Origin of the sequence: Actinocatenispora comari (genome assembly GCF_017312725.1) — a bacterium.
Classification (GTDB): domain Bacteria; phylum Actinomycetota; class Actinomycetes; order Mycobacteriales; family Micromonosporaceae; genus Actinocatenispora; species Actinocatenispora comari.
The window spans coordinates 1-20,991 of sequence record NZ_BOPO01000033.1 but is presented as its reverse complement, the minus strand read 5'-3'; the positions used below and the strand labels follow the sequence as shown (position 1 = coordinate 20,991).

Sequence of the window (20,991 nt, the reverse complement as noted above, 5' to 3'; positions counted from 1 at the left end):
ATGGGATCGCCAAGGGCGATGACACGACGATCGGTGCTGGCCGGCGGCGCCGCCACGGCCCTGGCCGGTACCGGCCTGCTCGCCGGCTGCGGCACCGGCGTGGCGCCGCCACCGGGTCGGTCGGACCGCAGGCCCGGGGAGAGGGTGACGCTCAACTTCTGGTCCTGGGTGCCCGGCATCGCCGCGTCCGTCGACCTGTGGAACAAGCGCAACCCGGACGTGCAGGTGCACCTGGACACCATCATCCCGGGCGGCAGCGGCGGGTACGCGAAGCTGCACGCCGCCGTGCACACCGGTGGCGCCCCGGACCTGGCGCAGATCGAGTACCACATCCTGCCGGCGTTCATGCTCGACGGCGGGCTGCTCGACCTCACCGGCTACGGCATCGGGAAGTACGAGCACCTGTTCGTGCCGTGGCAGTGGCGGCAGGGGGTGTTCGACGAGCGGGTCCGCACCGTGCCGCAGGCGTCCGGGCCGATGGCGATGTTCTACCGCGCCGACCTGTTCGCCAAGTGGGGCATCGAGGTGCCGAAGACCTGGCCGCAGTACCGGGACGCCGCAGCCAAGGTGCGCAAGGCGGACCCGAACGCGTACATCATGGCGTTCCCGCCGGCGAACTCCGCGTACCAGACGGGGCTGGCCTGGCAGGCCGGCGCGCACTGGTTCACCGCGCGCGGGCAGAGCTGGCGGATAGACATGACCGATCCCGGCAGTACCCGGATGTGCGACTACTGGGACGAGCTGCTGCACGAGAAGCTGATCCTCGCCGAGCAGGACATGCAGTCCGGCTGGTTCGCGCAGTTGCAGCGCGGCCAGATCGTCAGCTGGGTCGGGCCGCAGTGGGGGGACGCGCTGCTGATGGGCAACGCCGCCGGTACCGCCGGGAAGTGGCGGGTGGCGCTGATGCCGCAGTGGGACTCCTCGCACCCGGCCGCGGCGAACTGGGGTGGCTCGTCGACCGCGGTGATGGCGAACTCGCAGTACCCGGAGGAGGCGATGCGGTTCGCGGTCTGGCTCAACACCAACCTGGACAGCGTCAACCTGCTCATCAAGGGCGGCTACGGCTGGCCGGCGCTGGACAACGCGTACCACCGCACGATCCTGGACCGGCCGAACAAGTTCTTCGGCGGTCAGCGCTACAACGAGATCTTCGCCGCGGCGGACAAGCAGATCGACGACAGCTGGATGTGGCTGCCCACCACGGCATCGACGCTGGACCACCTGAACGCCTCGATCGCCGGCGCGGTCAACAGCGGCGGCAGGCTCGTCGACGCGCTGCGCACCGCGCAGCGGCAGACCGTGGACGACCTGCGTGCCAAGGGGCTCAAGGCATCCGGACCGGGAAAGGAGCGGTGATGGCGACCACCAAGCGACGACGGCTTTCCCCGGGCATCTGGTTCCTCGCCCCGTTCTGCCTGTTCTTCCTGCTGTTCTTCGTCCTACCGATCGGCTACGCGCTCTATCAGAGCCTGTTCCGCACCGAACGCACCGGCCTGTACGGCGAGCTCGGCACCCACCAGGTGTTCGCCGGCTTCGGCAACTACGCCAAGGTCTTCGCCGAGGGTGCGTTCGTGCAGAGCGTGCTGCGGGTCCTCGGGTACGCGGTGGTGCAGGTACCGGTGATGATCGTGCTGGCGACCGTGCTGGCGTTGCTGCTGGACGCGGCGTCCGCGCGCGGCGTGCGGTTCTTCCGCTCCGCGTTCTTCCTGCCGTACGGGGTGCCCGGCGTCATCGCCTCGATCCTGTGGGGCTTCCTGTACACGCCGGGGATCAGCCCGCTGGTGTCGATCGGCGGTCACCTCGGGCTCACCCCCGACTTCCTCGGGCCGAACACCGTGCTGTGGTCGATCGCGAACATCGTCACCTGGCAGTTCGCCGGCTACAACATGCTGGTGATCATCGCGCAGCTCAAGGCGGTACCGGGTGACCTGATGGAGGCGTCCCGGATCGACGGGGCGAACGCCTGGCAGGCGATCTGGCACATCAAGCTGCCGCTGATCCGGCCGGCGATCGTGCTCGCCACCGTGTTCACCATCATCGGCTCGCTGCAGCTGTTCACCGAACCGCTGGTGCTGCAACCGTTGACCGCCAACGTGACGAGCACCTACACCCCGAACATCGCCGCGTACGCGGACGCGTTTTCCAACAACAACTACAACTACGCCGCGGCCGAGGCGGTGTTGCTGGCGTTGATCGCCGCGATACTGTCGTTCGGGTTCCTGCGGCTGGTCGGTGGCAGGAGGCGCGGATGACCGCGACGATGGAACGGCCGACCACGACCGTCCACCCCAGAGCCAAGCGGCGCCGGTTGTCCGACGGCCCGCTGTCCACCCGGATCATCCTGACCGCGGTGCTCGGCCTGATCGCGATCTACTTCCTGGTCCCGGTGTACTGGCTGATCGTGTCCGCGACCAAGAACAGCACCGACCTGTTCGGCAGCTTCGGGCTGTGGTTCGCCCACCCGCAACTGCTCACCAACCTGGGCGACCTGTTCTCCTTCGACAGCCACATCTACCTGCGCTGGGGCCTGAACAGCATCATCTACGCCGGTGGCGGTGCGCTGGTGGCGACGGCGCTCGCCGCGGGCGCCGGCTACGGCCTGGCCCGGTTCTCGTTCCGCGGCCGGGAGGCGGTGTTCAACACCGTACTGGCCGGCGTGATGCTGCCGCAGACCGCGCTCGCGCTGCCGCTGTACCTGCTGTTCGCGCAGGCACACCTGGCCAACTCGTACTGGGCGGTGCTGCTGCCGAGCTTCGTCAGCCCGTTCGGCGTGTACCTGTGCCGGATCTACGCCGACGCGTCGGTACCGCCGGGTCTGCTGGAGGCTGCCCGCATCGACGGCGCGAGCGAGTTCGCCATCTTCCGCCGGATCGTGCTGCGGATCATGTCGCCGGCGCTGGTGACGGTGTTCCTGTTCCAGTTCGTGGGCATCTGGAACAACTACTTCCTGCCGCTGGTGATGCTGTCCGACACGAAGCTGTACCCGATCACGCTCGGGCTCACCTCGTGGCAGGGTTTCGCGTCCCGGCAGCCGCTGCTGTACCAGCTGGAGGTGGGTGGCGCGCTGGTCTCGGTGATCCCGCTGATGATCCTGATCGTGGTGCTGCAACGGTTCTGGCGATCCGGCCTGACCGAGGGAAGCGTCAAGGCATGACCGCGGACGGCGCGCGCGGGTCCGCGGTGGAGGTGGCATGAGCATCGACCGGATGGCCGCGGTCCGGGCCAGGCTGGGCCGGATCGGCTACGGCGCCGACTACAACCCGGAACACTGGCCGCAGGCGGTACGCGACGAGGACCTGAAGCTGATGGCCGACGCCGGCGTGTCGCTGGTCACCGCGGGCATCTTCTCCTGGGCCGAGGTCGAGCACCGGGAGGGGGAGTACGACTTCGGCTACTTCGACGCGGTCATGGACGGGCTGGCCGAGACCGGGGTGTCGGTGTGCCTGGCCACGATGACCGCGTCGCCGCCGCCGTGGCTGGCCCACCGGTACCCGGAGACGTTGCCGCGCACCGCGGACGGCACGATCCTGTCGCCGGGCGGTCGGCAGCACTTCTGCCCGTCCAGCCCGGTCTACCGGGAGCACGCCGGCCGGCTGGTCGAGCGGCTCGCCACCCGGTACGCGGGGCATCCGGCGCTGGCGCTGTGGCACGTCGGCAACGAGTTCGCCTGCCACGTCCGGGCCTGTTACTGCGATGTGTCGGCCGCCGACTTCCGCCGCTGGCTGATCGAGAAGTACGGCGACATCGAGGCGCTCAACGCCGCCTGGTCCACCACGTTCTGGGCTCAGCGGTACGCCGACTTCGCCGAGGTCCTGCCGCCGCGGGTGGCGCCGACGTTCCCCAACCCGGCGCAGCAGATCGACTTCGCCCGGTTCTCCTCCGACGCGCAGCTCGACTGCTACCTGGCCGAGAAGTCGATCCTGCGCCGGCTCACCCCGGACGTGCCGGTCATGACCAACTACGTCGGGCTGGTGCAGAAGGCGCTCGACTGGTACCGCTGGGCACCGCACCAGGACGTCGCGGCGATCGACTCCTACCCCGATCCGTACGATCCGCGGGCGCACGTCGAGGCGGCGTTCGGGTACGACCTGATCCGGTCGGTGAAGGGCGGCCAGCCGTGGCTGCTGATGGAGCAGGCGCCGTCCGCGGTGAACTGGCGGGAACGCAACGCACCCAAGGCACCGGGCCTGATGCGGCTGTGGAGCTGGCAGGCGGTGGCGCAGGGCGCCGACGCGGTGGTGTTCTTCCAGTGGCGGCAGACCGCCGGCGGGGCGGAGAAGTTCCACTCCGCGATGGTGCCGCACGGCGGCACGAGCACCCGTACCTACCGGGAGGTGCGTGCGCTCGGCCACGAGCTCGCCGCGGTACCGGAACTGCTCGGCACCACCGTGCACGCCGAGGTGGCGCTGCTGCACGACTGGAACTCCTGGTGGGGCCTGGAACTCGACTCGCACCCGTCCGGAGACCTGAACCTGCTGGACGCGCACCTGGCGCACTACGCGCCGCTGTTCGACGCGCACGTCGCCTGCGACGTGGTACCGCCGACCGCCGAGCTGACCGGCTACCGGCTCGTGGTGGTGCCCAACCTGTACCTGCTGGACCGGGCCGCGGCGGCCCGGCTGGCGTCCTACGTGGAGGGTGGCGGCACCCTGGTGGTGTCCTTCTTCACCGGCATCGTGGATGCCGACGACCGGGCCTACCTCGGCGGGTACCCGGCACCGCTGCGGGAGCTGCTCGGACTGCGGATCGACGAGTTCTGGCCGCTGGCGACCGGCGGCACCATCGGCCTGACCGGCGCGCTGTCCACACCGGACGGTCACGGCACGCTCTGGTCGGAGTGGATCGAACCCGAGGGCGCCGAGGTGCTGGCCACCTTCGCCGACGGGGAACTCGCCGGCCGGCCGGCGATCACCCGGCACCGCCGCGGTGCCGGCACCGCCTGGTACCTCGGCACCCGGCCGGATCCGGCCACGATGCGGACCGTGCTCGACGCCGCACGCGCCACCGCGGGCGTCGAGCCGGTGCTGCCGAACCTGCCCGACGGGGTGCAGGCGGGGATCCGCGGCGACCACGTCGTGCTGCTCAACCACACCACCGAGCCGGCCACCGTACCGCTCGCCGCGCCGGCGCCGGACCTGCTCACCGACCCGTCGGTACCGCTGAGCGAGGTGCGGCTCGCTCCCCGCGGTGTCGCCGTCCTCCGCCGCTGAGCGCGGTTCCCGGGCCGGTGCGTCGCGGAGCGTCCGGCGGCGCCCGCGGTGTCCCGGTCCTCCGCCGGTGCGCGTCGCTCGTTCCGGGTCAGCCGGTGGTCTGCCGGCCGGCCCGGGCCGCCTCGATCGCCGCCCGGACGTCGTTCAGCGGCCGGTTCAGCGACGCCTGTTGCAACACGACCGGGCTGCCGTACTTGGCGAACTCGTCCCGGCCCTGCCGGCGCAACCACGGCCGCATCGAGCGGATCGTCGCCTCCGGGTCGACCGGCACGATCAGCAGTACCGGCCGCCCGCGGGCACCGAGGCTGGCGCCGAGCCGCGTCGCGGCGATCTCGGTCCACCGCAGTCGCACCCCCATCAGCGGCAGCCGGATGCCGTCCGGCTCGACGACCACCACCGGGACCCGGCAGACCGTGCTCAGCACCACCGGGTAGCCGAGCAGCACGACGAGCGCGGCGCCGAACACGAACGCCAGGTACCGGACCGCGCCGGTGCCGACGGCGCCGAACCCGATCAGGACCACCCCGATCGCCAGCAGGGCCAGGTAGGGGGCGTTCGGACGCAGATGGACCTTCAGCGGCATGCCGTCATCCTCGCGCAGCCGGGTTTCCCGCCGCGATCCCACTCCGGCGGTACCCGGCGGGGCGAGTCCCGCGCGCTCGGCGGCGTGCCGGCTGGTCAGTGCTGCCGGACGGTACCGGAGCGGCGGCGGGTGGCGATCGCCGCGACCACGAGCAGCGCCGCGAACACGCTCATCACCACCGCGATGCGGTGCAAGCCGCTGGCCGACGGCGGTTCCAGCACCAGCCCGATCAGCGCGGTGGACAGGATCGCCCCCACGTACCGCGCGGTCTGGAACAGGCCGGCCGCCATTCCGGTGCCGTCCGGTGGCGCCGCAGAATAGAGCGCCGCCTGCAGCCCCATGTTGTTGAGGCCGTTCGGCAGCCCGAGAACCGCGGCCACGCCGAGGATGCCGATCGCCGGGGTCGCGTCGTGCAGCGTGAACACCAGCAGCGACCCGGCCAGCAGCCCGATCGAGCCGAGCAGCAGTGGCAGCCGCGGCCCGAACCGGCCGACCAGGCGGGCGGCGACCGGAGTCACCACGACGCCGAGGGCGGCGATCGGCAGCATCAGCAGCCCGGCCTGCTCGGTCGAGTAGTGCCGGGACTCCTCCAGCCACATCGGCAGGCCGTAGAACACGCCGTAGAACACCAGCTGGATGGCGGCCTGCTGGCCGAGCACGCCGGTCAGTGCCGGGCTGCGGGCGAAGCCGCGGACGTCCAGGAACGGCGTCGGGGCCCGCAGCTCCCACCAGATCATCCCGGCCGCGCACACCGCGACCAGCGGCAGCAGTATCCACAGTGGATGGTGCGGCAGCGCGAGCAGGAAGCCGAGCAGGCCCACCAGAGTGCCGCTGAACAGCAGGATGCCGAGCGGGTCGATCAGCCGGACCAGCCCGGTGCGCGCGGCGCCGGCCGGCTCGTCCGGCGGCAACACCCGGAACGCGAGGATCAACGTCACCAGGGTGAGCGGGACGTTCACCAGGAAGATGCCCTGCCAACCGGCGAACGCCACCAGGAACCCGCCGAGTACCGGACCGAAACCGGCCGAGGCGGAGTTGGCGACGGCGATCGTACCCAGCGCGCCGGCCGGCGGTCGCCCGGTGCCGGCGGCCCGTCGGATCAGTGCCAGGCCGGCCGGGAACGCCGCGGAGGTGCCGATCGCCTGCAGCACCCGGCACGCCAGCACCAGGCCGAACCCGGGGGCGAACGGTGCCAGCGCGCTGGCCGCGCAGACCACCGCGAGGCCCACGCAGTACACCCGGCGGGGGCCGAACCGGTCGGCGAGGCGGCCCATCAGCGGCTGCCCGACGCACGCCGCCAGGTAGAACCCGGACACCAGCCAGCTCGCGGTACCGAAGCCGACGCCGAACGCGTGTTGCAGCGAGACGAGCGCGACGGCGATCATCGACGAGTTCAGCGGGTTGAGCAGGGTGCCGAGCGCGATCACCGCCACGTACCGACGGGGCACCGCGACAGCCTTCACGATCGCCCAATCTAGTGTCGGCGACGCCGGATCCGCGCCGCGGTGTGAGAAACCTCCGGGTAGCTCCCGTTCGGTGATGGCCACCGGCACCCGCGGGTAGGGCCGCCCTATCGTGGGGGCATGCGGGTGACGGGTGTGAGCGAGCCGAGGCCGGGCAAGCCGAACGAGGATCTGCTGGCGCACCGCGGCGACGTCGTGGTGGTGCTGGACGGCTGCGGCGTGCCGGACAGCCTCGGCGGCGAGGTGCGGCGCGGCTGCCGGCACGGCGTGCCCTGGTACGTCCGGTCGCTCGCGGACGAGCTGCTGGCGCGGGCCGCCGATCCGGCCGAGCCGCTGCCGGACGCGCTGGCGGGCGCGATCGAGACGGTCACCGCGGCGCACCGGGACGAGTGCGATCTGTCCAATGTGGATACTCCGGCCTGCACGGTGACGGTGCTGCGGCAGCGCGGCGACACGCTGGACCACCTGGTGCTGTCCGACTCGTCGGTGGTGTTCGACCGGCGCGCCGCCGGTCACGGGATCGAGGTGGTGTGCGACGAGCGGATCGCCATGGTGCGGCTGCCCGGGCCGACGATCGGGCTGGACAGTCCGGAACGCGCCGCACGCGACCGGGCCGGCAGCGCTGCGCGGTCGGCCAAGCTGAACCGGCCGGGCGGGTTCTGGGTGGCCGCAACGGATCCGGCCGCTGCCGGGGAAGCGTTCACCGGCACCACCCCGGTCGCCGGCGTCGACGGGGTGCTGCTGGCCACCGACGGCGCCACCCGGCTCGTCGAGTTCGGGGAGCTGAGCTGGCCCGCGCTGCTCGACCTCGCCGCCGCGGACCCGGCCGAGCTGGTGCGCCGGACCCGCGCCACCGAAGAGGCCGACCCCACCGCGGTCCGGTTCCCGCGCGGCAAGCAGTACGACGACGCCACCGCCGCCTGGTGCACCTTTGACTGATCCCTGACCGGCGGAGCCGGCGAGCGCGAGACCAGCGCCGGGTCCTACCGGAACGCGATCCGGCCGGGCGGCGCGTACCCGCGGGTCAGAACTGCTCGTGCCGGTCCGGATCGGCGCCCTGCCGGCCGCGCGCCAACCCGCTCAACGCCGCCATCTCCGCCTCGTCGAGCTCGAACCCGAACAGGTCCAGGTTCGCCGCCTGTCGCTGCGGCGACGCCGACTTCGGGATCGGTACCGCGCCCAGCTGCACGTGCCACCGCAGCACCACCTGCGCCGGCTCGACCCCGTGCCGGCGCGCGGCCGCCACCACCGCGGGTTCCCGCAGCAGCTCGGCGGAGCGGGCCAGCGGACTCCACGACTCGGTCCGGATGCCGCGCGCCGCGTGCGCCGCGCGCAGCTGCTCTTGCGGAAAGTACGGGTGCAGCTCGATCTGGTTGACCGCCGGCGTCTCGCCGGTCTCCTCGATCAGCCGGTCGAGCTGCGCCACGGTGAAGTTGCTGACCCCGATCGACCGCACCAGGCCGTCGCTGCGCAGCGTCACCATCGCGCGCCACGACTCCACGTACCGGTCGATGCGCGGCAGCGGCCAGTGGATCAGGTACAGGTCCAGATAGTCCAGGCCGAGCGCGAGCCGGGACGCCTCGAACGCGGCGAGCGTCTCCTGGTACCCGTGGTCGCGCCCGCGCAGCTTCGTGGTCACGAACACGTCGGAGCGCGCCATCTCCGCCGCCGCGATCCCGCGCCCCACCGCTTCCTCGTTGTCGTAGGACGCAGCCGTGTCGATCAGCTGGTACCCCAGCCGCAACGCGTCGCGGACCGCCGTGGTCGCCTGCTCGTCCCGCATCGGGTACGTGCCGAACCCGACTGCCGGCAGTTTCACGTCCGCACCGATCGCATACTCCGGAACCCCACCCATCTGCCCACCCTAAGCCCGTGTATCGCACCTCTTTGCGCTGAGGTGCCCCCGAAGCGCCCGTGTCCCGTCTTGTGTGCTCGTGGTGCTGGGGTAAAGGCCACCTCTGTTCGCCGCTTTGACCCCTTGTGGGGGAACGTGGGGAGCGGGCTTCGCCCCTCCCCACACCCCTCCCCATCAAGGGGGCAGTCGCCCCCTTGACATCCCCTGCCGGGGCCCAGGGACCAGGCAGGACACCGCCTGGCCGCTTCGGAACTACGGGGAGTCGGCCCGGCATTTCCCACGCCGCCTAGCCCGCCACGACAACCCCCGCCGTGTGCGGTGCACGACACGGGTCGACGCGCACAGTGCCGTGATGGGTAGGCCGGGCCGCTTCCCCGTTCTTCTTCGACGCTCACTGGGCGTCGATGGGCAGCCGTTCCGGGGGCTGGGCGGGGATGGCCAAGGGGGCGGCCCCCTTGGCGGGGAAGGAGCGCGAGGAGGGGGCGAAGCCCTCTCCTCGCATCCCCCCACGCGGGGTCAAGCGGCGGACAGAGGTGGTCTTTGCACCGCCGCTTGGGGCGCACCTCAGCGGACAGAGGTGGCCTCACCCCACCAACACCCAGCGCCCGCCGCCGCAACACGGCGCCTCGGGGCCACCTCGGCGCAAAGAGGTGGTCACACGGCTCGGTGGTACTGGACGGGCCAGGCGGCGCGGGGCGCGTCCGGTGCGCGGAGGGCCCAGTACGGGTCGCGGAGCATCGGGCGCCCCACGAAGACGGCGTCCGCGTCGCCGGCGACCAGTACCTCGGCGGCGGCGTCGGGCGTCTCCAGCATCCCGACCGCGCCGACCGGTACGCCGGCCTGGCGCCGGATCTCGGCGGCGAGCGGCACCTGGTACTTCGGCCCGACCGGTACCGTCGCGTCGGCCGCGGTGCCGCCGGAGGAGACGTCGACCAGGTCGACGCCGCGGGCGGCGAGTTCCTTGGCGAACACCACGCTCTCGGCGAGCGTCCAGCCGCCCTCGACCCAGTCGGTGGCGGACACCCGGACGAGCAGCGGCCGGTCGGCCGGCCAGGCCCGCCGGACCGCGTCGACGACGGTCAGCGGCAGCCGCATCCGGCCGGCGAGGTCGCCGCCGAAGTGGTCGGTGCGCCGGTTGGACAGCGGGCTGAGGAACTGGTGCAGCAGGTAGCCGTGCGCGGCGTGCAGTTCGAGCACGCCGAACCCGGCGTGCACGGCGAGCTGGGTGGCGCGGACGAAGTCCGCCACCAGCCGATCGATGTCCACTGTGGACATCGCGACCGGCGCGGGGGAGCCCTCGAACGCGATCGGCGACGGGCCGATCGTCGTCCAGCCGCCTTCCTGGTGCGGTACCCAGCCGCGGCCGTGCCACGGCGCCCGGGTCGAGGCCTTGCGCCCGGCGTGCGCGAGCTGCACCCCCGGTACCGCGCCGGCGGCCGCGACCGCGGCCGTGATCGGCCGGTACGCCTCGGCCTGCTCGGGTGACCACAGGCCGGCGTCCAGCGGCGAGATGCGGCCGACCGGGCTGACCGCGGTCGCCTCGAACAGCACCAGCCCGGCGCCGCCGATCGCCCGGCTCGGATAGTGCGTGCGGTGCCAGTCGGTCGGGAACCCGTCGCGGGACGAGTACTGGCACATCGGGGACAGCCAGGCGCGGTTGCGGAACGTGGTGCCGCGCAGCGAGTACGGCCGCCACAGCACCGGCTCGACCCGCTCACCCACCACGACCTCCAAGTAGTTTCATCTGCAACGAACGAACGAAACCTACTCGGATCCGGGCGTCCGCAACAGGCCGGTGCGGCCCCGTGACGGTCGTCTCAACGCCACCGTCCCATCCTGGCCGGGCGGACCGGACGGTGCCGCGCACCGGTAGCCGGCCGCGCGGACCGGTCTGACCCGCGCCGGGCACCGGACGCCGGCGGAACGGGCCGCCAGACCGGCGCCGGGCAACAACCCGTCGCCGGCGGCGCGGACCGGTCTGACCCGCGCCGGGCCCCCGTCGCCACCCGGCGCGGACCGTGGGCCCGCGCCGGGTGGCGGTCAGGGCAGCAGCCGGGTCGGGGTGGACCGCGTCGCCGGGGCCGCCGGTGCGGTACCGGTCAGCCGTGGTGCGGTCGTCGCGGTGCCGAGGTGGGTGGCGCCGGCGACCGGCAGCGACAGGGTCGAGTGCGTCAGATCGACGGTGACGTTCGCGCCGGTACCGGACGGGGTGGTGTTCTCCTCGTCGGACAGCGAGAGGACCAGGCCGAGGTGGTGGCCGGCGGCGAGCAGCTGGTCCTGCGGCTGCAGCCGGATGGTGATCGAGTACCACCGGCCGGGGGTGACCGGCGTGTACCGGGTCAGGCCGGTGTGGTGGGCGGCGTCGGTCCAGCCGCGGGACAGCACCCCGTAGTCGGTGGTCCGCACGATCTCGGTGGTGTCCAGGTAGCAGGCCGAGTCGTCCGCGGTGGACTCGCCCCAGCAGGACCGGGTGGCCAGGTTCTCGATCCCGCTCAGGTCGTTGGCCAGGTAGTCGTCCCGGGCCGCGGTGCCGTAGTCGACCAGCTTCGCGGTCAGCTCGGTGTCCGGCTTGTCGGACCGGAAGCGCAGCGTGACGGTCGGGGTGCCGGACAGGTGGGTGGTGCCGGAGAACGCGGTGGCCAGGAACGCGGCCCGGTCGGCCCGCGCCGTGTTCGGGTCGCCGACGGCCTGCGTCTCGGTCAGGTTCGGGTTGTCGGTCAGCGTGACCGTGCCGGACCCGCGACCGGTGTCGATGGTGCCGGCGCCACCGTCACCCGCACCGAGCCCCAGCCGTACCGGCCGGGCACCCGGCGCCGGGTAGTCGGCCTGCTGCTGCCACTGCCGCGGGGCCCGCTCCACCCGCACCTTCGGACCGCTCATCACGCCGTTGTGGATGCCCTGCAGCCAGTAGTCGAACCAGCGGTGCAGCATAGTCATCCAGGCGCCCCGGTCGATGTCGAACGGGTCGGTGTGCCCCTCCTGGTGCAGCCACAGCTTGCGCGGCACGTGGTGCGCGGCGAGCGCGTCCCACCAGCGGGAGAAGTTGCGGGCGAACACGTTCTGGTCGTTCAGGCCGTGCGCGATCAGCACGCTGGCCCGCACCTTGCTCGCGTCCCGGACGTAGTCGCGGGCCGCCCAGAAGTCGTTGTAGTCGCCGGTCGCGTCGTCGCCGGCGGTGTTCAGGTCGGACTGCACCGCGTCGCAGGTGCCGGCCGGTCTGCCGTTCACCGCGCTGGCCAGCCAGCCGGGATAGTCGGTGGCGCGGGGCACCCCGTCCAGCCGCATGTAGTCGTACCAGCTGGAGATGCCGGAGACCGGCACGATGGTCTTCAGGCCGGGCACGCCGGTCGCGGCGACACCGTTGGCCAGGGTGCCGTCCCAGGACTTGCCGATCATGCCGACCCGGCCGGTGGTCCAGCCGGGGCTGGCCGTTCGCCCGTCCCGGTAGCGGGCGGTGCCGCGGCCGTTCAGCCAGTCGATGACCGCCTCGACGCTGCCGATCTCGGCCGGGCCACCGACGTCACCGCAACCGGTGGACCGGTTGGTACCGACCAGGTCGACGGCGACGAACGCGTATCCGCGGGGCACGAAGTAGTTGTCGTAGGCCAGCGGCATCGACAGGATCGTGCCGTGCTGGTCGTACGTCTTGACCTGCGACTCGTTGCCCCGGCCGCAGCACGAGTAGTACGGCGAGGCCTCCATGATCACCGGGACCCGGGTGGTGGTGCGCGGCCGGACGACGTCCACCGCGACCGTGTCCGGCTTGCCGTCGTGGTCGCTGTCGAGGTGCGTGTCGACCTGCACGCTCTCCCGGACCGCGTCGGCGTAGGAGTAGGTCGGCACGGTCTGGCCGCCGTGCACGTACGGCAGCGGGGGCGGCGCCGCGGCGGCCGGTGCGGTGAGCGCACCGACCAGCGTCAGCAGCGCGGTGATCAGGGCGACCGCGGCCGCGGCGGCTCGGCGGGAACGACGGTTTTCCACGACATCTCCCCTCGACGGCGCGATCACACGCTATCGGGGTCGGTGCCCGGAGGGAAGCGCTGTGGACAACCACCGCGGTGCGTGCCCGCCGACCCGGTTCGATGGGGACAAATCTGTGGATAACCGGGGGAGTTACCTGTGGACAACCCGCCGGATCCTGTGGACAACTGTGGATAAGTCGTGCCGGCTGTGAACACAGCCGCTGGTGCGCGCGAACCGTGGCTAGAGCGCCGCGACGGCACGTACGGTTCAAGGAACCGCTGGCGTGGGGAGGTGGCGCGTTGTCGGCCGTACCGGAGTTGCAGCTACGGCAGATCGCCCGCTGGTGCGACCGGCGGGTGCCGAACCAACTGCGTGACCAGGTGCGGGTCGAGTACCGTCTGCGCGGCCGCAACATCACCATCGTCGAGTGCCGGCCGCCGTTCATGCCCGAGCTCGGCCCCGACTGGACCGAGACCCGGGTCGCGCAGCTGCGCTACACCCCGCCGCCGCCGGACGGCGGCGAGTGGACGCTGCACTGGTCCGACAGCCACAACCGGTGGCACCCGGCCCCGGACGTGCCGGCGGCCTCCGGCCCCGGCCCGCTCCTCGCCACCATCGAGTCCAACCCGCACGGCATCTTCTGGAGCTGACGCCCGCCGCCGCACGGCACGAAGAAGGGCCCGCCGAGGTGGCGGGCCCTTCCCGTACGGAGCGGTCAGAGGCGGGCGAGGGCCTCGCGGAGCGGGTCGAGACCGATCGAGCCGAGGTCCAGGGCGGCCCGGTGGAACGCCTTGAGGTCGAAGTCGGCGCCCTTGCGCGCCTTGGCCTCCGCGCGGGCGGCGAGCCACATCCGCTCACCCACCTTGTACGCCGGGGCCTGGCCCGGCCAGCCCAGGTAGCGCAGCAGCTCGAAGCGGAGGAACTCCTCCTCCATCCGGCAGTGCGCGCGCAGGAACTCCCAGCCCAGCTCCGGGGTCCACGTCTCGCCCTCGTGGAAGCCGGTACCCGCCGGGATCCTGAGCTGCAGGTGCATGCCGATGTCGATGATGACCCGGGTGGCCCGGAACGACTGCGCGTCCAGCATGCCCAGTCGGGCACCGGGGTCGGAGAGGAAGCCGAGGTCGTCCATCAGCCGCTCCGCGTACAGCGCCCAGCCCTCGCCGGAGCCGGACACCCAGCACAGCAGCCGCTGCCACCGGTTCAGCAGCTCGGAGTTGTACACGGTCTGGCCGACCTGCAGGTGGTGGCCGGGCACGCCCTCGTGGTACACGGTCGTCACCTCGCGCCAGGTGGCGAACTCCTCGACGCCGTTCGGGACCGCCCACCACATCCGGCCCGGGCGGGCCCAGTCCTCGCTCGGCGGCGTGTAGTAGATCGCGCCGTCCGAGGTCGGCGCGATGCACGCCTCGATCGTGCGCACCGGATCCGGGATGTCGAAGTGCACCCCGTCGACCGCCGCGATCGCCTCGTCGGCCTGCCGCTGCATCCACTCCCGGAACGCGTCCTTGCCGGCGATCCGCCGCTTCGGGTCGGCGTCCAGGGCCGCCGCGGCCTCGACGATCGAGCTGCTGCCCGGCACGATCTGGCCGGCCACCTTGCGCATCTCGGTCTCGATCCGGGCCAGCTCCTGCCAACCCCACTCGTACGTCTCGGCCAGGTCGATGCTGGCGCCGAGGAAGTAACGCGACGCGCGCTGGTACTTCTCCAGCCCGGCCGCGTCCGACTCGGTGGCGCGCGGCAACAGCTCCCGGCGCACGTACCCGCCGAAGTCCTCCACCGCCTGCCGGGCACCGGTCGCCGCGGCGGTGAGCCGGGCACCCAGCGCACCCTCCGCGCCGACCCGGGTGGCCAGGCCGCCGAAGAAGTCGTCCGTACCGGTCCATTCCTTGTACTGCTCGACGCACGCGGCGAGCTGCCGGCGGGCCGCGATCCGGCCGGCGGCGGCGTCCGCGGTCAGCGTGGTCCGCAGCTGGTCGAGGGCGCGGGGCAGCTTCTCCAGCCGGGCCGCGACGTTGCTCGCCGCCTCCTCCCCGGCCAGCGGCATCAGGTCGAACGTCTGCCGCAGCCCGTGCACCGGGCTCGCGATGACGTTCATCTCGCGGTCCTCGCCGGCGTCGGCGATCTCGACCTCCAGGCCGAGCCGCTCCTGCATCGCCGCCTTGGCCGCGCGTTCCCGCTCGTCCGCCGGCTCGACGCCGGCCAGTTCGGCCAGCACCCGCCGGTTCAGTTCGGCCCGCGCCGCGTACCCGTCCGGGGTCAGGTCGGGCATTTCGTCGTCGTGGCCGACCACGCCGGCCTCGGTGGCGCCGGCCGGATCAAGGGCGGCCCAGTCGTCCACGTACCGGTCGGCAATCTCGTCAATACGTCCCACGGCCCGGACAGTACGCGACCCGGCTGGCTCCGCACTCCCCGTTATGGCCTTCCGTTATGGCCGCTCGGCCGTTCCGGAACCGGGTCGATGCGCGGCCCGGTCGAGGACCCCGGCTCGTACGCCCGGAATGCCGTTCGGGCCGCACCGACGCCCGGCCGGGCCGATCGACGGCGCAGGCAGGCGTTCGGCTCGGCGGCGCCGACGGAAGGTCCCGCCCGGCGGCCGGGTCGGGTTGGGCCGGGTCGAAGGCCGCCCGTGCGGCGACGGGCCCCGCTCGCGCCGGCCACCTCCGGCAGGCGGTCGGGTCGGGCCGCGCCGACGGCCGCCGCACTCCGGCCGCGGGCCGGGTTCAGCGGCGCCGGCGGCCGGTCCAGTCCAGCAGCCGGTCGACCGGCCAGGTGTCGACCACCCGGTCCGGGTCGATGCCGCAGGCCGCGGCGCGGGCACACCCGTACGGCAGCCAGTCGAGCTGGCCGGGCGCGTGCGCGTCGCTGTCGATGGAGAACAGGCAGCCGGCCTCGATCGCCAGTCGCAGCAACCGTTTCGGCGGATCCAGCCGTTCCGGCCGGCAGTTGATCTCGATGGCCACGTCGGCCGCCGCCGCGGCGGCGAACACCCGCTCGGCGTCGAACTCGCTCTCCGGCCGGTGCCGCTTGCCGGTCACCATCCGACCGGTGCAGTGACCGAGCACGTCCATCTGCCCCGAGCCGATCGCGGCGAGCATCCGGCCGGTGACCACGTCCCGGCTGCCGCGCAGTCCACTGTGGAGGCTCGCGACGACGACGTCCAGCTCGGCCAGCAGCGCCGGTTCCTGGTCCAGGGTGCCGTCCGCGTCGATGTCCACCTCGATCCCGGTCAGCACCCGGAACGGCGCCACCGCCGGTGCCAGCGCGCGGATCTGGCCCAGCTGGGCCCGCAGCCGCTCCGCGGACAGCCCGTTCGCCACCGTCAACCGGGGCGAATGGTCGGTGATCGCCAGGTAGTCGTGGCCCAGGTCGATGGCCGCCGCGGCCATCTCCGCCAACGGTGAACCACCGTCCGACGCGTCGGTGTGGCTGTGCAGGTCGCCGCGCAGCAGGGCCCGCAACGCGTCCCCGTCCGCGTCGACCGAGCGGCCGGCGGTCGCGAGCAACCGGCGCAGGTACACCGGCTCCTCGCCGCGCAGCGACTCGACGATGCAGCGTTCGGTGACGGCGCCGATGCCGGGCAGCTCCCCGACCGTACCGGCGGCGACCCGCTCGGCCAGCTCCGCGGCGTCGATCGCCGCCACCGTACCGGCGGCGCGCCGGAACGCGCGCACCCGGTACGTCGCCTCGCCGGCGCGCTCCAGCAGGAACGCGATGCGCCGCAGGTCCGCCACCGGATCCCGCGCCCCCTCCGTACCCATCCGCCGATCCTACGGGCGTCGCGGCCCCCGTGCCCCACCGTCGAGTGGGGAACCGGCCGTCCGGCGTCGGGATCGTGCCCCGAGGGGAGGGCCGGCGGGCCCCGCGGTTGCCGGCCAGCCGGGCGATCACCGACGCGCACCCCGGGACTCGACCGCGGCGGGTGGCCGCTCGCCGCCGTGGGGGAGCGGCGGACGCCGGTACCGTGGCGGGATGCGGACGATCGACTGGGTGTCGGACGCGGACGGGCCGGCGATCGAGATCGTCGACCAGACCGCGCTGCCGGACACCACCCGGATGCTGCGGCTGCGTACCACCGCCGAGGTGGTCGACGCGATCGCCCGCCTGGCGGTACGGGGCGCGCCCGCGCTCGGGGTCGCCGGTGCTCTCGGCGTGGCCCTCGCCGCCGCCCGGGATGCCGCCCGAGCCGTGGCCCGGGATGCCGCCCGCGCCGGGGACGCCGGTACCGCTGGGGACGGGGGTGGCGCCGAGGAGCGGCTCGCCGCCGACGTCGAGGCGCTGCGCGGCGCCCGGCCGACGGCGGTGAACCTGGCCCGCGGGGTGGACCGGGCGGCGGCCCGGATCCCGGCCGGCCCGGCCGCGGTGCTGGCCGAGGCGCTCGCCCTGCGGGACGAGGAGATCGCCAGCTCGGCGGCGATGGCCGCCCGCGGCGCCGACCTGGTGACCGAACTCGTCGGCCCGGCGGCCCGGCTGCTGACGCACTGCAACACCGGCGGGCTCGCGACCGTCACCGGTGGTACCGCGCTAGCCGTCGTCACCGAGCTGCACCGGCGCGGGGCGCTGGCCGGGGTGATCGCGTCGGAGACCCGGCCGCTGTTGCAGGGCGCCCGGCTGACGGCCTGGGAGCTGCGCGAGGCGAAGGTGCCGTTCCGGGTGGCGGTCGACGGCGCCGGGCCGTTCCTGATGGCGCGCGGCGAGGTCGACGCGGTGATCCTGGGCGCCGACCGGATCTGCGCCAACGGCGACGTGGTGAACAAGGTGGGCAGCTACGCGCACGCGCTCGGCGCCGCGCGGGCCGGCATCCCGTTCCTGGTGGTGGCGCCGGAGTCCACAGTGGACGATGCGACCGCGACCGGCGCGGACGTACCGATCGAGGACCGGGCCGCCGGTGAGGTGCTGGGCTTCGCCGGGCACCGCACCACCCCGGACGGCGCCGAGGCGGCCAACCCCGCATTCGACGTCACCCCGCACGACCTGGTCACCGCGATCGTCACCGACCGCCGCGTCATCCGCCCCACCGCCCGCTGACCTGGGAGCCGGGCGGCGGGCCTGGGCCCCGACCGGCGCGGCCGGCGTCGCTGACCGGCGGGGTCAGCCCGGGAGTACGGCGGTGAGCTCGGTGCCGCTGATCCCGGTGAGCCAGCCACCGGCGCGGCCGAGGGCGAGCAGGGCGTCGCGCTCGGGCGGTACCGGGACGGTCCGGCCCGCGGTGGGTGGCCAGCCGGCGCGTACCGCATGGCCGGTGCCGAACCACGTTTCCAGCGCCGTCGCCGGCGCGTCGAGGGCGGCGCGGGCGGCGGTGAGGTCGGCGATCAGGCGGTCGAGCGCGGCGCGTACCGCGGGGGCGTTCGCGGCGCAGATGTCCGCCCACAGTGCGGGCGGGCTCGCCGCGACCCGGGTACCGTCCGCGAACGACCCGGCCGCGAGGCTGGCCGGCAGCGGCCCGTCGGCCTGCGCGGCGAGTGCGGCCGCGGCGAGGTGCGGCAGGTGGCTGACCCGGGCGACGGCGTCGTCGTGCTCGGCGGCGACGGCCGGTACCACCCGGGCGCCGAGCGAGTGCGCGAACCCGGCGACCGCCAGCCAGTCGGCGAGCGCGGTCGGCTCGTCCAGGCACAGCACCCAGGGCCGGTCGGTGAAGAGGGTGGCGTCGCTGGCGGCGAAGCCGGGCAGCTCCCGCCCGGCCATCGGGTGACCGGCGACGAACCGTACGCCGCTGGCCCGCGCCGCGGCGAGCGCGGGTTGCTTGACCGACGCCACGTCGGTGACGAGCCCGGAGTGCCCGGCGAGCCGGTCGAGCAGCGCGGGCAGCGCCGCCGGCGGTACCGCGAGCACGACCAGGTCGGCGCCGTCCACCGCGGCGGCGAACGAGTCGTCGATCCGCCAGCCGCCCGGCGCCGGAACGCGATCGTCCCGACCCGCTGCGCCGGCGTCGCGGTCCTCCCGGTCCGGGCGATGCCGCTCCCGGAGCGCTGGCCCGCCGTCCTGGGGCAGGGCGGGGGCAGTCGCGACGTCGTGCCGGTCGGGGGTGGGTGAGGTGCCGGCCGCCCGGGCGGCGGCGCGGGTGGCGGGGTCGTGGTCGAAGCCGCGGCAGTCGTGCCCGGCGCGGGCGGCGGCGCGCAGGACCGAGCCGCCGATCAGGCCGAGGCCGATCACCGTCACGGTCCGCAGCATCACGCGCAACAGCGTGGCACAGCGGCGCGTCGCGCGAACCGCTGACCCCGAAGAGGGCAGATTGTGATCATACATTCACAATCTGTTGCTTCGGAGGGGTTCATGCGAGCGGCGAGCAGTCTCCCCGGCGGGTACGCGACCGCCGCCCGGCCGACCAGCACACGCCGGGCCACCATCCGACGGGCCGCGGCCGCCGTCGCCGCCGGGCTGGCGTTGGCGCTCGCCGGTACCGCGCCGGCCGGTGCCGCGACCGCCACGGTGTCGGCGACCCCGCAGTCCGCCACGCCGGGCTTCGACGACCAGGTCCGGGCCGTCGCGTACGGCGGGGGCACGATCTACCTCGGCGGCTCGTTCACCGTCGCGGTGGCGAACGGCAGGCGGGTCGCCCGCGGGTACGTGGCGGCCGTCGACGCCGCGACCGGCGCGCTCACCGGCTGGGCACCGGCGGTGAACGGCCCGGTCACCGCGCTCGCGGTCAGCGCCGGTTCGGTGTACCTGGGCGGCTCGTTCACCACCGTCGGCGGCCGCGCGCACCGGCACCTGGCCAAGGTCGCCGCGGCCGGCAGCGGCGCGGTCGACGACACGTTCCGGCACAGCGTCTCGACCGCGCCGAACGCGCTCACCGTGGCCGGTGGCCGGCTGTACGCGGGCGGCACGTTCGGCACCGTGGACGGCACGAGCCGGGCCCACGCGGCGGCGTTCGACCTGGCCGACGGCACCCTGGACGGCTCGTTCCGGCCCGACCTGGACGGCACCGTGCGCAGCATCGCGGTGTCCGGCTCCCGCGCGTACCTGGGCGGCACGTTCGGCACGGTCGACGGCGCCGGCGGGCACGCCCGGCTCGCCGCGGTCTCCGCCACCACCGGCGCGCTCGACACCGGCTTCGCCGGCACCGCCCCGTACGCGGTGCACCACGTCACGGTCGCCGGCGGCACCGTGTACGCGGCGATGTCCGGGCCTGGCGGCCGGCTCGTCTCGTACGACCGGTCCGGCCGGCCCCGCTGGACCCTGACCGCGGACGGCGACCTGTCCGACGTGGCGGTCCTGGACGGGGTGGTCTACGCCGGCGGGCACTTCGACCACGCGTGCACCACCGCCCGGGTGGCGAACACCAACGGCGACTGCCTGGACGGCAACCGGCGCCGGCAGAAGCTGTTCGCCGCCGACTCGTCCGGGCACCTGCTCGACTGGGCGCCGCAGGCCAACTCGACGGTCGGGGTGATCGTGCTGGCCGCGTCGGCGGCCCGGCACTCGCTCGCGGTGGGCGGCGCGTTCACCACGTTCGGCGACACGCTGGCCAAGTCCCGATTCGCCCAGTTCGCCCGCTGACCGGCGCCGTCGTCGGGGCCGCCCGCCGTGCGGTCCGGCCCGGGTACGCTTCGGCCGGAGAGGTCCGCACGGCTGGCGCCGGCGTGAGTTCGACCGGCGCCGCGGTCGGTTCTGGTGCGACCTTCGAGGGAGGTGGGCATGGGCGAGCGCAGCCAGCGGCCGGACGGGTCGCCCGACACCGCCGGCTGGGCGCCACCGGACACGCCGCCCTCGTCGTACGCGGCGGGGCTCGCCGCCACCGACCACCCGGCCGACGGTGCCGGACCCCGCCCGACACCAGCATCCGGTCCGGCCGGCCCGGCACCGGCTGCCGGTCCGGCGGGATGGCCGGCGCGGCGGCCCTGGCCGGCCGGCGGCGGCCTGCCGGCACCCGCCGCCTACCCGCCCGGGCACCGTCGACCCGGCCCGCCGCCCGGGTGG

The 20,991-nt window shown here is 73.8% G+C and carries 16 protein-coding genes and 1 pseudogene; 9 read left to right on the top strand and 8 right to left on the bottom strand.

Annotated features, from left to right (window positions below; genetic code table 11):
• Positions 1-18: 18 nt before the first annotated feature.
• Genes NUM_RS10860 through NUM_RS10845 form a run of 4 tightly spaced genes read left to right on the top strand, consistent with a single transcriptional unit; the run spans position 19 to position 5,210 of the window.
• On the top strand, positions 19-1,356 hold the full coding sequence (locus tag NUM_RS10860; protein WP_207124671.1) for an ABC transporter substrate-binding protein: 1,338 nt from the start codon (positions 19-21) through the stop codon (positions 1,354-1,356).
• On the top strand, positions 1,356-2,252 hold the full coding sequence (locus NUM_RS10855; RefSeq protein WP_207124670.1) for a carbohydrate ABC transporter permease: 897 nt from the start codon (positions 1,356-1,358) through the stop codon (positions 2,250-2,252). The genes NUM_RS10860 and NUM_RS10855 overlap by 1 nt, the downstream gene beginning before the upstream one ends.
• A complete protein-coding gene (locus tag NUM_RS10850; RefSeq protein WP_225918490.1) occupies positions 2,249-3,154 on the top strand; it encodes a carbohydrate ABC transporter permease in 906 nt (301 codons plus the stop codon). The genes NUM_RS10855 and NUM_RS10850 overlap by 4 nt, the downstream gene beginning before the upstream one ends.
• A gap of 37 nt (positions 3,155-3,191) precedes the next feature.
• Positions 3,192-5,210 (top strand): beta-galactosidase, encoded by a 2,019-nt coding sequence (locus NUM_RS10845; RefSeq protein ID WP_225918489.1) that lies wholly within the window; start codon positions 3,192-3,194, stop codon positions 5,208-5,210.
• Between the two features lie 88 nt (positions 5,211-5,298).
• On the opposite strand, the gene NUM_RS10840 is transcribed toward NUM_RS10845, so the two are convergent.
• Both NUM_RS10840 and NUM_RS10835 read right to left on the bottom strand, forming a co-directional pair.
• Complete coding sequence (locus tag NUM_RS10840) at positions 5,299-5,793, bottom strand: hypothetical protein (protein WP_207124669.1); 495 nt, start codon at positions 5,791-5,793, stop codon at positions 5,299-5,301.
• 95 nt (positions 5,794-5,888) lie between these two features.
• Entirely contained in the window at positions 5,889-7,256 is a 1,368-nt protein-coding gene (locus tag NUM_RS10835) for an MFS transporter (protein WP_207124668.1), read from the bottom strand.
• Between the two features lie 120 nt (positions 7,257-7,376).
• Between NUM_RS10835 and NUM_RS10830 the strand changes: the two genes are divergently transcribed.
• On the top strand, positions 7,377-8,195 hold the full coding sequence (locus NUM_RS10830) for a protein phosphatase 2C domain-containing protein (protein WP_207124667.1): 819 nt from the start codon (positions 7,377-7,379) through the stop codon (positions 8,193-8,195).
• Between the two features lie 85 nt (positions 8,196-8,280).
• Here the strand turns inward: NUM_RS10830 and NUM_RS10825 are convergent, their stop codons facing one another.
• The 3 genes from NUM_RS10825 to NUM_RS10815 form a co-directional block, all read right to left on the bottom strand.
• Positions 8,281-9,111, bottom strand: coding sequence for an aldo/keto reductase (locus tag NUM_RS10825; RefSeq protein WP_207124666.1), 831 nt, complete (start codon positions 9,109-9,111; stop codon positions 8,281-8,283).
• A 654-nt stretch (positions 9,112-9,765) separates the two neighbouring features.
• A complete protein-coding gene (locus tag NUM_RS10820; protein ID WP_308440564.1) occupies positions 9,766-10,836 on the bottom strand; it encodes an NADH:flavin oxidoreductase/NADH oxidase in 1,071 nt (356 codons plus the stop codon).
• 315 nt (positions 10,837-11,151) lie between these two features.
• Positions 11,152-13,092: a Xaa-Pro dipeptidyl-peptidase gene (locus tag NUM_RS10815; RefSeq protein ID WP_225918487.1), complete on the bottom strand. Its 1,941-nt coding sequence runs from the start codon at positions 13,090-13,092 to the stop codon at positions 11,152-11,154.
• A 281-nt stretch (positions 13,093-13,373) separates the two neighbouring features.
• Here NUM_RS10815 and NUM_RS10810 point away from each other — a divergent pair, with 281 nt between their 5' ends.
• Positions 13,374-13,724 (top strand): DUF3024 domain-containing protein, encoded by a 351-nt coding sequence (locus NUM_RS10810; RefSeq protein WP_207124665.1) that lies wholly within the window; start codon positions 13,374-13,376, stop codon positions 13,722-13,724.
• 65 nt (positions 13,725-13,789) lie between these two features.
• Here NUM_RS10810 and NUM_RS10805 read toward each other — a convergent pair whose 3' ends face one another.
• Together NUM_RS10805 and NUM_RS10800 are read right to left on the bottom strand one after the other, a co-directional pair.
• Positions 13,790-15,445 carry a DUF885 domain-containing protein gene (locus NUM_RS10805; protein ID WP_207124664.1) on the bottom strand — a complete coding sequence of 552 codons (1,656 nt, stop codon included), beginning with the start codon at positions 15,443-15,445 and terminating at the stop codon, positions 13,790-13,792.
• A gap of 349 nt (positions 15,446-15,794) precedes the next feature.
• Entirely contained in the window at positions 15,795-16,832 is a 1,038-nt protein-coding gene (locus NUM_RS10800) for a PHP domain-containing protein (protein WP_207124663.1), read from the bottom strand.
• A 211-nt stretch (positions 16,833-17,043) separates the two neighbouring features.
• Here NUM_RS10800 and mtnA point away from each other — a divergent pair, with 211 nt between their 5' ends.
• A complete protein-coding gene (gene mtnA, locus NUM_RS10795) occupies positions 17,044-18,099 on the top strand; it encodes an S-methyl-5-thioribose-1-phosphate isomerase (RefSeq protein ID WP_207124662.1) in 1,056 nt (351 codons plus the stop codon).
• Positions 18,100-18,162: 63 nt separating this feature from the next.
• Here mtnA and NUM_RS10790 read toward each other — a convergent pair whose 3' ends face one another.
• A complete protein-coding gene (locus NUM_RS10790; protein ID WP_225918494.1) occupies positions 18,163-19,242 on the bottom strand; it encodes a prephenate dehydrogenase in 1,080 nt (359 codons plus the stop codon).
• A gap of 102 nt (positions 19,243-19,344) precedes the next feature.
• Here NUM_RS10790 and NUM_RS10785 point away from each other — a divergent pair, with 102 nt between their 5' ends.
• A complete protein-coding gene (locus tag NUM_RS10785; protein ID WP_207124660.1) occupies positions 19,345-20,571 on the top strand; it encodes a PQQ-binding-like beta-propeller repeat protein in 1,227 nt (408 codons plus the stop codon).
• A gap of 138 nt (positions 20,572-20,709) precedes the next feature.
• A pseudogene (locus NUM_RS10780) lies at positions 20,710-20,991 on the top strand (hypothetical protein); the annotation flags it as partial.

What these genes read in the sequence shown, in the direction of transcription:
- NUM_RS10860 (WP_207124671.1), top strand. Translation starts at nt 19, where the DNA reads ATGACACGACGATCGGTGCTGGCCGGCGGCGCCGCCACGGCCCTGGCC.
- NUM_RS10855 (WP_207124670.1), top strand. Translation starts at nt 1,356, where the DNA reads ATGGCGACCACCAAGCGACGACGGCTTTCCCCGGGCATCTGGTTCCTC.
- NUM_RS10850 (WP_225918490.1), top strand. Translation starts at nt 2,249, where the DNA reads ATGACCGCGACGATGGAACGGCCGACCACGACCGTCCACCCCAGAGCC.
- NUM_RS10845 (WP_225918489.1), top strand. Translation starts at nt 3,192, where the DNA reads ATGAGCATCGACCGGATGGCCGCGGTCCGGGCCAGGCTGGGCCGGATC.
- NUM_RS10840 (WP_207124669.1), bottom strand. Translation starts at nt 5,793, where the DNA reads ATGCCGCTGAAGGTCCATCTGCGTCCGAACGCCCCCTACCTGGCCCTG.
- NUM_RS10830 (WP_207124667.1), top strand. Translation starts at nt 7,377, where the DNA reads ATGCGGGTGACGGGTGTGAGCGAGCCGAGGCCGGGCAAGCCGAACGAG.
- NUM_RS10825 (WP_207124666.1), bottom strand. Translation starts at nt 9,111, where the DNA reads ATGGGTGGGGTTCCGGAGTATGCGATCGGTGCGGACGTGAAACTGCCG.
- NUM_RS10800 (WP_207124663.1), bottom strand. Translation starts at nt 16,832, where the DNA reads ATGGGTACGGAGGGGGCGCGGGATCCGGTGGCGGACCTGCGGCGCATC.
- mtnA (WP_207124662.1), top strand. Translation starts at nt 17,044, where the DNA reads ATGCGGACGATCGACTGGGTGTCGGACGCGGACGGGCCGGCGATCGAG.
- NUM_RS10790 (WP_225918494.1), bottom strand. Translation starts at nt 19,242, where the DNA reads ATGCTGCGGACCGTGACGGTGATCGGCCTCGGCCTGATCGGCGGCTCG.
- NUM_RS10785 (WP_207124660.1), top strand. Translation starts at nt 19,345, where the DNA reads ATGCGAGCGGCGAGCAGTCTCCCCGGCGGGTACGCGACCGCCGCCCGG.